The following is a 13,949-nucleotide window of genomic DNA, read 5'->3' as shown; positions in this document are numbered from 1 at the left end:
GGTGCTCACTGGTTCGGCGCTCCCTGGATCGAGTTGGACGGCGTGAGCGTGGCCGACGCGCCGGTCAGCGGCGCGGCGCCCGCATTGCGCGGCGACAGCATTGCGCGCACGCGGCCGGTGGGATTGCCCGGACCGGCGACGTCCTTGCCCGCCTTGGCGGTGTAGAAGTCGTTCTGGCCGTCGTAGGTGATCACGCTGCCGTGCACCTGGTCGAGCAGCGTCGTCATGCTCTGCAGGCGGCGCACCGTCGCGTTGGTGGTCAGCGTGGTCAGATCCTGCTTGCCGTCGTAATCGATACGGATGGCCGTACCCTCGATGTATTCATCGAGCCCTTCGCGCTTCTGGCGGAAATACGACAGATTGTTGCCGCTCGAGGTGCCGGTCGCGAACTGGTAGCCCTGCGGATCTTGCGACACTTCGACGCGATCGGCCTTGATCAGGATCGTCCCTTTGGTCGCCACCACGTGGCCGGTAAAGATGCTGACCTGCCGCAGGTCGTCGTAAGTCATGTTGTCAGCTTCGATGTTCAGCGGCTTGTCCTTGTCGGCGCGGTCCGCGTGCGCGAGCGGCGCGAAGCCGACAAGCGGCAACGCGACGACGAGCGCAGCGAGTGCGGCGCGGCACGCGGACAGCGCGCGCGAACGGCCGGTATGAAAACGGGGGAGCGATTCGTTCATGCAGTCACGCCTGGAATGGATTACCCGGTATGCGTTGGCTTAGTGGCCGGAATCGGACGCGGCGATTGCGCCTCTTACATTGCCGAACAATTGCATAAACCGGGTGACATTGTTGTATTTCATGCCGCTGGCAGTCATCACCGACATGCCGCGCTGAAGTTTAACTGGCTTTTCAGTCTCGATCACATCGTCGTTGACGAGGACCCTGAAATGCTCGGAATCAGCCTGCATCTGCGGATCGCCGCCGCCGGGCGCGCGCAGAATGCGGGCGTTCTGGTACAGATTGACGATCGACGCATCCGCGTTGACCGTGCCGGTATCGCCGGTCGCGGTGACGATCGGTTTGCCGGGCTGGAACGCGCGCATCGCCGGTTTGACGAGGTCGCTCATTTCGTCGTCCTCGTAATGGATCAGCGACTGCGCGGTCAGCCGGTACTGCGTCGCGCCAGACTGGTCGAGCTCGGACACCGAGAAGTTGTCCGCGAAGTAGTCCGGCGTGTGCTCTTTCGGGCGCACCTCGTTGTCGGTCTTGCTCGGCAACGTGGCTTGCAGCAGCCACCACGTGATGCCGGCGAGCGCCGCCATCGCGATGAGCGGGATCAGCGAAGTCAGGCGAAACTGGTTCATCCAACGAGGCCCCGTTGCTCGCCGCTGCACGCCGCCGCAAGCAGTGCTTCATATTTGTGCTGCGCGCGCAGCAGCGTATCGACCACTTCGCGTGCCGCGCCGTGGCCGCCGCGCGCCTCGCTGACCCAGTGCGCACGCGCGATCACTTCGGGATGCGAATTGGCCGGCGCAGCCGCGAAGCCGACGCGCAGCATTACCGCGAGATCGACCCAGTCGTCGCCCATGTAGCCGCATTCCTCGGCGGTGAGGCCGGTTTGCCGCAGCAGGTCGGCGAACGCCTGCGGCTTGTCCTGCACGCCCTGGTAGACGTGCGTGATGTTCAATTCTTTCGCCCGCGCCGCCACGATGCCGGACTGGCGCCCGGTGATGATGGCCGTTTCGATGCCGGCCTGGCGCAGCAGCTTCATGCCGTGACCGTCCATCGAGTTGAAGCCTTTCATCGTGTCGCCTTCCGCCGTGAACAGCAGGCCGCCGTCGGTCAGTACGCCGTCGACGTCGAAAATCATCAGCTTCACGCGGCTTGCGCGTTCGGTAGCGGTAGGGGGACCAACTGCCATCAGATCACCTTCTTCGAAAACAGGTCGTGCATGTTGAGCGCGCCGATTAGCTTGCCCGATTCGTCGACGACCAGCATCTGATTGATGCGATAGCGCTCCATCAGTTCCACCGCTTCGACCGCGAGTTGATCCGGCCCGATCGTGCGCGGGCTCGCGGTCATCACCGAACCGATCGGCAACTGGCGAAAATCGCCGTCGCGTTCGAGCACGCGGCGCAGGTCGCCATCCGTGAAGATGCCCGTCACACGGCCTTCATGGTCGACAACCGAGGTCATGCCCATGCGTTTTGCGGTCAGTTGGAAGAGGGCATCGCTGACGGTTGCCTCGGGTTTGACCTGCGGCAACTGGTCGCCGGTGCGCATGACGTCGCGCACGTAGGTGAGCAAGCGTCGGCCGAGCGCGCCGCCCGGATGCGAGCGCGCAAAGTCGTCGCGGCCGAAGCCGCGCGCGTCGAGCACCGCGACAGCGAGCGCATCGCCGAGTGCGAGCGCGGCGGTGGTGCTGGCGGTGGGCGCGAGATTCATCGGACAGGCTTCCTTCGCGACGCCGGAATTCAGATGCACGTCCGCGAGTTGCGCGAGGCTGGAGCCGGGGCGGCCCGTCATCGCGATCAGCTTCGCGCCGATCCGCTTGATGAGCGGCAGGATCGCCATCAACTCTTCGGTTTCGCCAGAATTGGACAGCGCGAGGAAGACGTCGTCGGCGGTGACCATGCCGAGGTCGCCGTGACTGGCTTCGGCCGGATGCACGAAGAACGCGGGTGTGCCGGTGCTTGCCAGCGTGGCCGCCAGCTTGCGGGCTATGTGGCCTGATTTGCCGATGCCGGAGACGACCACGCGCCCACGGCAACCCAGGATGAAATCGACCGCGCCGACAAAACTGCCGTCGATCTGGTCGCGAAGCGCGCGCACGGCGTCCGCTTCGATGTCGAGTACGTCGCGAGCAAGCGTGAGTGCCCTGTCGCCATTGATTTTCGCTATCATGCGCGGAGTATAGCAAAGGCGCCTGTTCGCCGCGCCGGGCCTGCTGTGCCGGGCCGCTGTCTTCGTCGGCCTGTCGATAGTCTCATTTGCAGCTGCTTTGCCGCTCTTTAGCAGCTTTTTGCCGGCCCCATCCATCATGTCGCACGGCGTTCTCGTGCGCGGTTCCGCTGACGAACGAGGACGCTTCACCCATGCGTTTTTGCCGATGATTTCCCCGCTCGAGATGACGCTGTTTCTGCTGCTGGCATCGGTGGCGGGCGTGGTGATCTTTCGTTTCCTGAATCTGCCGCCGATGCTCGGCTATCTGACGGTCGGCATCGTCGTCGGGCCGCATGCGTTCGGGCTGATTCCCGATTCGGCGGGTGCGCAGAACCTCGCGGAATTCGGCGTCGTGTTCCTGATGTTCTCGATCGGGCTGGAGTTTTCGCTGGCCAAGTTGCGCACGATGCGCCGGCTCGTGTTCGGACTCGGCTTGCTGCAGGTGATCGGCACGGTCGCGGTGGCGGTGTCGCTCGGCTTCGTGCTCGAGCGCTGGGTGCATATCACGTGGCAGGCGTGCGTCGCGCTGGGCGGCGCGCTGGCGATGTCGTCGACCGCGATCGTCAGCAAGATGCTGGCGGAGCGGCTCGAGATCGAAACCGAGCACGGCCGCAATATCTTCGGCGTGCTGCTGTTCCAGGATCTCGCGGTGGTGCCGCTTTTGATCATCATTTCGGCGCTCGGCGGCCGCTCGGAGAATCTGGCCAGCGCGCTCGGCATCGCGGCGATCAAGATCATCGTGGCCCTCGCGCTGCTGCTGATCGTCGGCCAGCGCTTCATGACGCGCTGGTTCAACGTGGTCGCGCGGCGCCGCTCGCAGGAGCTGTTCATCCTCAATCTGCTGCTGGTGACGCTCGGCGCCGCGTTCATCACCGACAAATTCGGGCTGTCGCTCGCGCTCGGCGCATTCATTGCCGGCATGTTGATCGCCGAGACGCCGTACCGGCATCAGGTGGAAGAGGACATCAAGCCGTTTCGCGACGTGCTGCTCGGGCTCTTCTTCGTGACTACCGGCATGCTGCTCAATCCGCGCGTGATCTGGGAGCATCCGCTCGTCGTGCTGGCGTTTTTCATCGGCCCGGTGCTGCTGAAGATGGTCATGATTACCGGCCTTGCGCGGCTTTTCGGCGCGACGCCGGGCGTCGCGATGCGCACCGGTATCGGTCTCGCGCAGGCGGGCGAGTTCGGCTTCGTGCTGCTGAACCTGATCCTCGACCGGCATCTGGTGGACGCGACGCTGTTGCAGACGATTCTCGCCGCGATGCTGCTGTCGATGCTCGCCGCGCCGTTCATGATCCAGAACGCGGACCGCGTCGTGCTGCGGCTGTCTTCGACCGAATGGATGATGCAGTCGTTGCAGATGACACGCATCGCGACCCAGAGCCTGAAGCAGAGCGGCCACGTGATCATCTGCGGCTATGGGCGCGCCGGGCAGAACCTCGCGCGCATGCTCGAGCATGAAGGGCTCTCGTATGTCGCGCTCGACCTCGATCCCGACCGTGTCGCGGCGGCCGCGGCGGCCGGTGAATCGGTCGTGTTCGGCGACGCGGGGCGGCGCGAGTCGCTGCTGGCCGCGGGCCTGCATCGCGCGGCCGCGATCGCGATCACCTACGCGAACACGCCGTCGGCACTGCGCGTGCTGCACAACATTCACGAGATGGAGCCGACGCTGCCGGTCATCGTGCGTACCGTCGACGACGCCGATCTGGAGAAACTGCTCGCCGCCGGGGCGACCGAGGTGATTCCGGAGATCGTCGAGGGCAGCCTGATGCTCGCGTCGCACACGCTCGTCGTGATGGGCGTGCCGATGCGGCGCGTGGTGCGGCGCGTCGAGGAGATGCGCGACGAACGCTACTCGCTGTTGCGCGGCTATTTCCACGGCGCCGACGACATCGACGACGACGACGGTCACGAGCAGGTGCGGCTACAATCGGTGCCGGTCGACGAGAGCTCCGACGCGGTGGGCCGTACGCTCGCCGAGGTGGGCCTGTACGAACTCGGTGTCGAAGTGACCGCGATCCGCCGGCACGGCATCCGCGGCGTCGAACCGGACCCGTCGACGAAACTGCGCGCGAGCGACATCGTGGTGCTGCGCGGTCTGCCCGAGCAACTGGCGCAGGCCGAGGAGCGGCTGTCGAAGCACCGCCGCGCCGCCGCGGCCTGAACCCGTGAACCTGGCCCGTTCTGGCCGGCGGCCCTGATTCAAGCATTTCACCGGACCTGTCGAGGTCCATCCGGAGACATCATGTCCAACGCGCTCGCGAGCGCGCCGCTCGATGCGGCCGAGTACCTCAGAAGTCACATTCGCACGGTGCCCGACTGGCCGCAGCCGGGCGTGCAGTTCCGCGACATCACGCCGCTCCTGCGCGAGCCGAAGTCGCTGCGCGTGCTGATCGACCTGTTCGTGCAGCGCTATATCGATGCGAAGCTCGATTACATCGCCGGGCTCGATGCGCGCGGCTTCATCATCGGGCCGATCGTCGCGCACGAGCTGAGCATTGGCTTCATCCCGATTCGCAAGGCGGGCAAGCTGCCGTACAAGCGGATCTCGCAATCGTACGAACTGGAATACGGCACCGCGACTGTCGAGATTCACGAGGATGCGTGCGAGCCGGGCGATCGCGTCGTGATCATCGACGACCTGATCGCGACCGGCGGCACGATGATGGCCGGCAAGCTGCTGCTCGAGCGGCTCGGCGCGGTCGTCGTGGAAGGTGCGGCGATCGTCGATTTGCCGGACCTGGGCGGTTCGAAGCTGCTGTGCGAGGGCGGTCTTGCGCTCTATACAGTGACGAGTTTCGGCGGTCACTGAACCCGGAGGCCGTTACCGCGTGCGCCGTGACGGTCGGGTTTCTCGCCGTACCAGCAGTTAAAGTCGCACAGGCTCCATTGGCCGCACAAGGCCAACCGGGTTCAACGACATGGCTCACCGCCAGGGCTCAGCAGCCGCCCAACCCAGAAGGCCACCACGATGCCCAATTTCCTGCTGTTTCTCGCCACTTCGATTGCGATCACCGTGGCGCCCGGCCCGGACAATCTGCAGGTGCTCGCGCGCGGCATCTCGCAGGGCCGCGCGGCCGGCCTCGTCGCCGCGCTCGGCTTTGCCGCCGGCATCACGTTTCATACGACGCTCGCGGCGCTCGGCGTCGCCGCGCTGCTGCGTTCGTCGCCGCTCGCGTTCGAAGCGATCAAGCTCGCCGGCGCCGCGTATCTGGTGTGGATCGGTATCAAGGCGCTGCGCAGCCAGGGGCTCGCGACCGCGCACGAGCGTGCGCCGCAGCCGCTTTCGGCTGTCTTTCGCCAGAGCGTGCTCGGCAATCTGATGAATCCGAAGGTCACGCTGTTCTTCGTCGTGTTTCTGCCGCAGTTCGTGCAGCCCGGCGGCGCGCAGAGCGTGACCGTGCAGATGCTCGAGCTCGGCGCGCTGTTCATGCTGCAGACCGTCGTGGTGTTTTCGCTGTTCGGCGTGTGCGCGGGGATCATCGGCAGCTGGCTCAGACGGCGGCCGCGTGTCGGCCTGTGGCTCGATCGCGTGGCCGGCGCGACGTTCATCGCGATCGGGATTCGCGTCGCACTGCGCGACTGACGCGCGTCACGCAACCCGGCCGCTTCCGCTTTGCCAGGTTCGCCACGACGGCGGACGTTTTGGAGTTTTCGATGACTTTGCCTTGCATCACCGCCGCGCGCCGCTTCGACGCGAACGCGCATCGGCCGTTTCTGATCGGCGCCGAACAGGTCGGCTGGATTCGCGAGCGCGACGTGCCGCTGCTCGCGCGCTGGCCCGACGTGTTCGAGATCGCGAACGACGGCGTGACGCTCTCCGCCACCTTTGATAGCGTCCATCTGCGCAGCGCGGCGCTCGCTTCCGTGATCGGCGCGCTCGCCGCCGATGGCCGCATCCCCGGCTGGCGCAACGAGACCTACGCGATCCGCAATGCGTTCGACGCGCCGCCGCTCGCGTATATCGAGCGCGCGGCATCGCGCTTCTTCGGCACGATGACGTACGCGGTGCATCTGAACGGCGTCGTAGAATATGCGGATGGCGGCGCGCCCCGTGGCGCGCCGCAATTGTGGATCGCGCGCCGCAGCGACACGAAGGCCACCGACCCCGGCATGCTCGACAATGTCGTCGCGGGCGGGATCGGCTGGGGCTTCGGTATCGCCGAAACGATCGTCAAGGAGTGCTGGGAAGAAGCGGGCATTCCAGCGGAGATCGCGGCGAGCGCGGTCGCGGGCCGCACCGCGCACGTGCTGCAATCGCTGCCGGAAGGCACGCAGGCCGAGCAGATCTTCATCTACGACCTCGCGCTGCCCGCCGACTTCGCCCCGCGCAACCAGGACGGCGAAGTGGGCGAACACCGGCTCGCGCGCGTCGACGAAGTCGCACGCTGGATCGAGGAAGGCGCGCTAACCGTCGACGCCAGCCTCGCGACGCTCGATTGCCTGCTGCGCCGCCGCTGGATCGACGAGGACGCGTGCGAGGGCATCGACGCGCTGTTCGCGCCGCCGCCGCTGGGCTAACCGAGGCTCATCGGTCGGGCCCGCCCCGCAGCCAGTACCACTGAAACAAACCACGCATTGAAGAAGGGAGTCACCGAGGTCATGTCGACCGATCACAGCTTTATCCTCAAACTGTCGTGCGCCGACCGGCCCGGCATCGTTCACGCCGTGTCGGGCTTTTTGTTCGAGCGCGGCAGCAATATTCTCGACTCCGCGCAGTTCGGCGACAGCCGCACCGGCGAGTTCTTCATGCGCGTGCATTTTCAACAGGTGGGCGGCGATCCGGGGCTCGACGCGCTGCGCGCGTCGTTCGTGGCACTCGCCGAGCAGTTCGGCATGAGCTGGGAGCTGCACGACGCGAACGTGAAGCCGCGCGTCGTGATCATGGTGTCGAAGATCGGCCACTGCCTGAACGATCTGCTGTTTCGCTACCGCACCGGTCAGCTGAATATCGACATTCCGGCGATCATCTCGAACCACAAGGAGTTCTACCAGCTCGCCGCGAGTTACGACATCCCGTTCCATCACTTCCCGCTGCTCGGCGGCACGCCCGAAGCGAAAAACGCGCAGGAAGCGCGCGTGCTCGAAGTGATCAGCGAGCATCAGGCTGACCTCGTGGTGCTCGCGCGCTACATGCAGATTCTGTCGCCGAACCTGTGCGAGGCGCTCGCCGGCCGCGCGATCAACATCCATCACTCGTTCCTGCCGAGCTTCAAGGGCGCGAAGCCGTACTACCAGGCGTTCGACCGCGGCGTGAAGCTGATCGGCGCGACGGCTCACTATGTGACGACCGATCTCGACGAAGGTCCGATCATCGAGCAGGAAGTCGAGCGTGTGGACCACAGCATGACGCCGGAACAACTGACGGCGATCGGTCGCGACGTCGAGTGCGTGACGCTCGCGCGTGCGGTGAAGTGGCACGTCGAGCATCGTGTCGTGCTGAACGGCAGCAAGACGGTGGTGTTCCGCTAAAAATTGCACCGCTAACACCGCGCCGGTCGAGGCCGGCGCGGTCCTTTCCCCGCTTGCGTTATGAACGCGCTGCCGCGCCGCCCGTGCTTTTCCCGAGATTCGCGTTTTGCGCGGAACGGCGGCGCGCGCTCAGCTTCTTCAGCCAGATCAGCAGGCCCGTGACGCTCAGCACGGCCACCGCTACGCCCACCGCGCTGATCAGAATCCGCCCGCCGAGTCCGAGAATGCGCCCCGAGTGCAGCGGATACTGCATCTGCAGGAAGATATCGCCGGCCGTGCCCTGACCGGGAATCCGCGTGGCGAGCCGCTGGCCGGTGGTGGCGTCCCAATACATCCACGGGTTGCCGAGGCCGGCGGCGCCGTGGTCGTTGCCGGCCGTGTAGAAGCCGACGCCATACGCATGCATGAATTCGACGTAGTAGAGCCCGCCCGGTGGCGCCGCGACATGCATTTCCTTGCCGGCTTGCCCGGCGAGTTCGACGATGCGCTCGCGGCTCAGCACCTGATCGCCCGGTTGCGGTGCGCGCAGGATTTCGGGTTGCTGAACGGATCGGGCGTCAATGTCGACAGTCGTGACACGATCGTCCGCACGACCTGCGACGACAGATTCATCGAAATCGACGTCAGCGCGACGATTGCCAGCAGGCCCCAGATCCATACGCCTCCGGAGCGGTGCAGATCGAACGTCAGCGCATAGCCGCCGCGTTTCAGGCGGAACGCGAACGACTTGCGCCAGGCCTTCAGGCTCGGAAACGACAGGCACAGTGCAATCACGCTATCGAACAGCCACACGATGCCGACGATCCGCCGATGTCAACGCCACCGGTGAACGGCAGTTGCAGCGTGTAGTGCAGCTTGTAGATGAACGGAATCAGGTTGAGCCGCGCGAGCGACACGGCGCCCCATTCGCGGCGTCCCTGGATCTCGCCGGTGACGGGATCAACGGCGATCTGGTTGAAGTCGAGCGGATAGGGCTGCTTCGTTGCCGGGTCGGTGCGCGGCAGCACCATCATTTGCAGCGCGTGACCTGGTTCGACCTCGAGCGGCAGATAGGTCACCCGAAGACGCGGATCGGCGGCTTCGACGCGATTCGCCAGTTCGAGGCCGGGCAGCGTCGGCCCAGCCGTGCGAGCCGGGTAGAACGACGGATTCAGCGCGGCATCCTGCGCGTGGTCCCACGCGATGATCGCACCGGTAAGTCCCGCGACGAACAGAAACAGTGCAGTCGCGACGCCGAACCAGCGGTGCAGGCGGACAAGCTGGCGTCTCATGCGCGAGCCGGGCGGAATCGTGGGCGGCGAATCGGCTGAAACGTCACGATGCGGACTGGGCGTAAATAGGAATTGCTCGCATCTTTGGGGTTGGCGCGTTCGGCCGCAAGTTTCCTGTCAGCAGCCGACGACGGTGCCGCGTCGCGGGAAGCAAAAAAAGCGGCGCCGAACTGCCGCTTTCGCTTCCGTCGCCTGCGTGGACTGCCGGGCGTGCAGGCCGATGAGCGCTAGTGAGCGCTGACTTTGAAGCCCAACCCAGCCCCGCTCACACCAACCGCAAATAAATCAGCTCACGCTTGATGTACGCATAAAAAATCGGCGCCGCAATGACCCCGGCGATACCGAACGCTGCTTCCATCACCAGCATCGCGATCAGCAGTTCCCACGCGCGCGCCTCGATTTGACCGCCGACGATCCGCGCATTCAGGAAGTACTCGAGTTTGTGAATCAGGATCAGGAACACGAGCGACATGATCGCCGCCGGAAAACTGACCGACAGCGCGACCGCGACGATGATCGTGTTCGAGATCAGATTGCCGATCACCGGCAGCAGACCCACGATGAAGGTGACGAGCACAAGCGTCTTCGACAGCGGCAGCCGGTCGTGGAAGGTCGGCAGGATCACGAGCAGGAAGATCGCCGTGAATACCGCGTTGAGCGCGGAAATCTTCACCTGCGCGAACACGATGCGGCGAAACGCTTCGGCAAGACGCGTGACGCGCGTGACAAACGCCGTGGACAGCGGCAGCCGCTGCATATGCTTCTGCGCGCCGACCGCGATGATCGCGCCGATGATCATGCCGATCAGCACGTGAGTGAACGCGCGCGCGGCGGTCGTGCCGCCTTGCTGCAGCATGTTCGCGTGCGTGTGCATCAGTTCCGCGGCCTTAGTCTTCATCTGTTCGGTGTCGACCGGCAGATAGTTCGCGACGAACTGCGGAATCCTGCCGCGCGCCTGGTCGATCAGTTGCATGGCCTGATCGAGCAGCGTCTGCACGCTGGGCACGTCGTTCTCGAAATGCGAGATGATGCCGAGCGTGAGCCCCGTCAGCGCGCCGACGATCACCGTCGACAGGAGCACCACTGCGAGCCAGCGTGCCCGCCTGCTCGACATGTGGCGCTCGATGCGCGGCGCGATCATTTGCACGAGCTGAAACACCAGCAGCCCGGCGAGCAGCGCGCCGAGCAGCTTCAGTTCGATGACCGCCCACATGCCGAACAGCATCACGACGTAGCTGCCGATCTCGACCGCCGACAGCTTCGGCAGACTCATGTCGCTGGTCAGCCTGACCGGGCGCGGGCGCAGGTCCTGCACCCGATCTTCTTCGCGCGCCTGATTACGCTTGGTCATGGCTTATCCCGTCTCCAAACCTCGATAGTGCAGCGTTATTTTGTGCTGGCGGCGCGCTTGAGCAGCGGCGCCAGATATTGTCCGGTAAAACTGGCCTTCGACTTCGCGATCTGCTCAGGCGTGCCTTGGGCGATGATCTGCCCGCCGCCGGCGCCGCCTTCGGGGCCAAGATCGATGACCCAGTCCGCGGTTTTGATTACATCGAGATTATGTTCGATGATCACGACGGTATTACCCTGGTCACGTAACCGGTGTATGACTTCCAGCAACAGCGCGATATCGTGAAAGTGCAGGCCGGTGGTCGGTTCGTCAAGAATGTATAGCGTGCGACCGGTATCGCGCTTGCTCAGTTCCAGCGATAGTTTCACACGCTGCGCCTCGCCGCCCGATAGCGTGGTCGCCGACTGCCCCAGGCGGATATAGCCTAGACCCACGTCCAGCAAGGTTTTCAGCTTGCGCGCGACGACCGGCACGGCCTTGAAGAACTCATACGCGTGCTCGACCGTCATGTCGAGCACTTCGCTGATGTTGCTGCCTTTGTACTGGATGTCGAGTGTTTCGCGGTTGTAGCGCTTGCCGTGGCACACGTCGCACGGCACGTACACATCGGGCAGGAAGTGCATTTCGACCTTCAGCACACCGTCGCCCTGGCACGATTCGCAGCGCCCGCCCTTGACGTTGAACGAGAAGCGGCCCGGATCGTAGCCGCGCTCCTTGGCGGCCGGTACACCCGCGAACAACTCGCGGATCGGCGTGAAAAGGCCTGTGTAGGTCGCCGGGTTCGAGCGCGGCGTGCGGCCGATCGGCGACTGATCGACGTTGATCACCTTGTCGAAATGTTCGAGGCCCTCGATCGACTCGTACGGCGCCGGCTCCGTGGCCGAGCCGTACAGATGATGCGCGACCGCCTGGTACAGCGTGTCGTTGATCAGCGTCGACTTGCCCGAGCCGGACACGCCGGTCACGCAAGTCAGCAATCCTACCGGCAGATCGAGTGTCACGTTGTGCAGATTGTTGCCGTGCGCCTCGACGATGCGCAGATGCCGCTCGTCGGGTTCCTTGCGCTCGTCCGGGTATTCGATCGTGCGCGCGCCCGACATGTACTGGCCCGTCAGCGACGCCGCGTTCTTCTGTATCTCTTTGGGCGTGCCCTCTGCGATCACCATGCCGCCGTGTTCGCCGGCGCCCGGGCCCATGTCGACCACGTAGTCGGCCATGCGGATCATGTCCTCGTCGTGCTCGACGACGATCACCGAGTTGCCGAGATCGCGCAGATGCTTGAGCGTCGAGATCAGGCGGTCGTTGTCGCGCTGATGCAGGCCGATCGACGGTTCATCGAGCACGTACATCACGCCGGTCAGCCCCGAGCCGATTTGCGAGGCGAGGCGAATACGCTGCGCTTCGCCGCCCGACAGCGTTTCCGCGCTGCGTTCGAGCGACAGATAATCGAGCCCGACGTTGTTCAGGAACATCAGACGCGCGACGATTTCCTTCACGACCTTGTCGGCGATCTCGCGCTTCGAGCCCTCGAGGCGCAGCGTCTGGAAGTAGCCGAGCGCATCGCGCAGCGGCCAGCCGCTGATCTCGAAGATGCCGCGCGCGTCGCTGTCGGCGCCGATGCGCACGAAGCGCGCCTCGCGGCGCAACCGCGTGCCCGCGCACGCCGGGCACGGCTGGTTGTTCTGATACTTGGCGAGCTCTTCGCGTACCGCGGACGAATCGGTTTCGCGGTAGCGCCGCTCCAGATTCGGGATGATCCCTTCGAACACGTGCTCGCGCACCGACGTGCGGCCGCGCTCGTTGATGTACGAGAACGGAATCTCCTGCTTGCCCGAACCGTACAGCAGGATCTTGCGGACTTTCTCCGGCAGGTCCTCGAACGCGGTGTCGATGTCGAAGTCGTAGAACGCCGCGAGGCTCTGCAGCATCTGGAAGTAGAACTGGTTGCGGCGGTCCCAGCCCTTCACCGCGCCCGCCGCGAGGGACAGCGACGGATGCGCGACCACCCGTTTCGGGTCGAAGAACGTGATCTGGCCGAGGCCGTCGCATTCGGGGCACGCACCCATCGGGTTGTTGAACGAGAACAGGCGCGGCTCGAGTTCCTGCAACGAATACGAGCAGATCGGGCAGGCGAACTTCGAGCTGAACAGGTGCTCCTTGTCCGTATCCATTTCGAGCGCGATCGCGCGGCCGTCGGCGAGACGCAGCGCCGTTTCGAACGATTCGGCGAGACGCTGCTTCATGTCGGGACGCACGCGCAGACGGTCGATCACGACGTCGATTGTGTGCTTGTCGTTTTTCTTCAGCTTCGGCAGCGAGTCGACTTCGTAGATTTTCGCGGTGCCTTCGTTGGCGGTGCCGCCTCCCGAGCGCACGCGAAAGCGCACGAAGCCTTGCGCCTGCATGTCCTCGAACAGATCCGTGTGCTCGCCCTTGCGATCGCTGACGACTGGCGCGAGGATCATTACGCGCGTTTCTTCAGGCAGCGCGAGCGCCGCGTCGACCATCTGAGACACGCTTTGCGCTTCGAGCGGAATCTCGTGATCGGGGCAGTAGGGCGTGCCGACGCGGGCGAACAGCAGACGCAGATAATCGTGGATTTCGGTGACGGTGCCGACCGTCGAACGCGGATTGTGGGAGGTCGCCTTCTGTTCGATCGAGATAGCCGGCGACAACCCTTCGATCAGGTCGACGTCGGGCTTTTCCATCAGTTGCAGGAACTGCCGTGCATAGGCGGACAGACTTTCGACGTAGCGCCGCTGTCCTTCCGCATACAGCGTATCGAACGCCAGCGACGATTTGCCGGAGCCCGAAAGCCCCGTGATAACGACGAGCTTGTGACGCGGTAGGTCGAGATTGACGTTCTTCAGGTTGTGGGTGCGAGCCCCACGAATACGGATTTGTTCCACGGATTTATTCCATGAACTGCGGAAAGGGAAAGAGGCCAAACCTGCTACTATAACGACTTTTCC

General features: G+C 64.6%; 11 protein-coding genes and 1 pseudogene. 5 read left to right on the top strand and 7 right to left on the bottom strand.

Annotation, left to right across the window (positions count from 1 at the left end; genetic code table 11):
* Window positions 1-5 precede the first annotated feature (5 nt).
* Genes lptA through kdsD form a run of 4 tightly spaced genes read right to left on the bottom strand, consistent with a single transcriptional unit; the run spans window position 6 to window position 2,844 of the window.
* Window positions 6-677, bottom strand: a complete 672-nt coding sequence (gene lptA / locus QFZ91_RS13240) for a lipopolysaccharide transport periplasmic protein LptA (RefSeq protein ID WP_429567498.1) — start codon at window positions 675-677, stop codon at window positions 6-8.
* Between the two features lie 39 nt (window positions 678-716).
* On the bottom strand, window positions 717-1,304 hold the full coding sequence (lptC, locus tag QFZ91_RS13235; protein WP_368594766.1) for an LPS export ABC transporter periplasmic protein LptC: 588 nt from the start codon (window positions 1,302-1,304) through the stop codon (window positions 717-719).
* Window positions 1,301-1,861 (bottom strand): KdsC family phosphatase, encoded by a 561-nt coding sequence (locus QFZ91_RS13230; protein ID WP_429567497.1) that lies wholly within the window; start codon window positions 1,859-1,861, stop codon window positions 1,301-1,303. The genes lptC and QFZ91_RS13230 overlap by 4 nt, the downstream gene beginning before the upstream one ends.
* On the bottom strand, window positions 1,861-2,844 hold the full coding sequence (gene kdsD, locus QFZ91_RS13225) for an arabinose 5-phosphate isomerase KdsD (RefSeq protein WP_429567496.1): 984 nt from the start codon (window positions 2,842-2,844) through the stop codon (window positions 1,861-1,863). Before kdsD ends, QFZ91_RS13230 begins: the two co-directional genes overlap by 1 nt.
* A 205-nt stretch (window positions 2,845-3,049) precedes the next feature.
* Here kdsD and QFZ91_RS13220 point away from each other — a divergent pair, with 205 nt between their 5' ends.
* The 5 genes from QFZ91_RS13220 (at window position 3,050) to purU (ending at window position 8,355) form a co-directional block, all read left to right on the top strand.
* Window positions 3,050-5,047, top strand: coding sequence for a cation:proton antiporter (locus QFZ91_RS13220; protein WP_429568634.1), 1,998 nt, complete (start codon window positions 3,050-3,052; stop codon window positions 5,045-5,047).
* Between the two features lie 81 nt (window positions 5,048-5,128).
* Window positions 5,129-5,695 carry an adenine phosphoribosyltransferase gene (locus QFZ91_RS13215; protein WP_368715266.1) on the top strand — a complete coding sequence of 189 codons (567 nt, stop codon included), beginning with the start codon at window positions 5,129-5,131 and terminating at the stop codon, window positions 5,693-5,695.
* A 159-nt stretch (window positions 5,696-5,854) separates the two neighbouring features.
* A complete protein-coding gene (locus QFZ91_RS13210; RefSeq protein WP_176109611.1) occupies window positions 5,855-6,469 on the top strand; it encodes a LysE family translocator in 615 nt (204 codons plus the stop codon).
* A 71-nt stretch (window positions 6,470-6,540) separates the two neighbouring features.
* Entirely contained in the window at window positions 6,541-7,404 is an 864-nt protein-coding gene (locus QFZ91_RS13205) for an NUDIX hydrolase (RefSeq protein WP_429567495.1), read from the top strand.
* An 81-nt stretch (window positions 7,405-7,485) separates the two neighbouring features.
* On the top strand, window positions 7,486-8,355 hold the full coding sequence (purU, locus tag QFZ91_RS13200) for a formyltetrahydrofolate deformylase (protein ID WP_176125056.1): 870 nt from the start codon (window positions 7,486-7,488) through the stop codon (window positions 8,353-8,355).
* A gap of 58 nt (window positions 8,356-8,413) precedes the next feature.
* On the opposite strand, the pseudogene QFZ91_RS13195 reads toward purU, so the two are convergent.
* The 3 genes and pseudogenes from QFZ91_RS13195 to uvrA form a co-directional block, all read right to left on the bottom strand.
* Window positions 8,414-9,626: pseudogene (locus tag QFZ91_RS13195) on the bottom strand (PepSY-associated TM helix domain-containing protein).
* A gap of 265 nt (window positions 9,627-9,891) precedes the next feature.
* Window positions 9,892-10,977 (bottom strand): AI-2E family transporter, encoded by a 1,086-nt coding sequence (locus QFZ91_RS13190; RefSeq protein WP_429567494.1) that lies wholly within the window; start codon window positions 10,975-10,977, stop codon window positions 9,892-9,894.
* A gap of 35 nt (window positions 10,978-11,012) precedes the next feature.
* A complete protein-coding gene (gene uvrA / locus QFZ91_RS13185) occupies window positions 11,013-13,886 on the bottom strand; it encodes an excinuclease ABC subunit UvrA (protein WP_176109606.1) in 2,874 nt (957 codons plus the stop codon).
* Window positions 13,887-13,949 lie beyond the last annotated feature (63 nt).

This window comes from Paraburkholderia sp. JPY419 (assembly GCF_050435705.1).
GTDB lineage: Bacteria > Pseudomonadota > Gammaproteobacteria > Burkholderiales > Burkholderiaceae > Paraburkholderia > Paraburkholderia youngii.
Note: the sequence above shows the minus strand (reverse complement) of the source record. Positions and strands in the feature narration are given on the sequence as shown.

Coding starts and splice junctions, on each gene's coding strand:
- lptA (WP_429567498.1), bottom strand. CDS start 677: ATGAACGAATCGCTCCCCCGTTTTCATACCGGCCGTTCGCGCGCGCTG.
- lptC (WP_368594766.1), bottom strand. CDS start 1,304: ATGAACCAGTTTCGCCTGACTTCGCTGATCCCGCTCATCGCGATGGCG.
- QFZ91_RS13230 (WP_429567497.1), bottom strand. CDS start 1,861: ATGGCAGTTGGTCCCCCTACCGCTACCGAACGCGCAAGCCGCGTGAAG.
- kdsD (WP_429567496.1), bottom strand. CDS start 2,844: ATGATAGCGAAAATCAATGGCGACAGGGCACTCACGCTTGCTCGCGAC.
- QFZ91_RS13220 (WP_429568634.1), top strand. CDS start 3,050: ATGATTTCCCCGCTCGAGATGACGCTGTTTCTGCTGCTGGCATCGGTG.
- QFZ91_RS13215 (WP_368715266.1), top strand. CDS start 5,129: ATGTCCAACGCGCTCGCGAGCGCGCCGCTCGATGCGGCCGAGTACCTC.
- QFZ91_RS13210 (WP_176109611.1), top strand. CDS start 5,855: ATGCCCAATTTCCTGCTGTTTCTCGCCACTTCGATTGCGATCACCGTG.
- QFZ91_RS13205 (WP_429567495.1), top strand. CDS start 6,541: ATGACTTTGCCTTGCATCACCGCCGCGCGCCGCTTCGACGCGAACGCG.
- purU (WP_176125056.1), top strand. CDS start 7,486: ATGTCGACCGATCACAGCTTTATCCTCAAACTGTCGTGCGCCGACCGG.
- QFZ91_RS13190 (WP_429567494.1), bottom strand. CDS start 10,977: ATGACCAAGCGTAATCAGGCGCGCGAAGAAGATCGGGTGCAGGACCTG.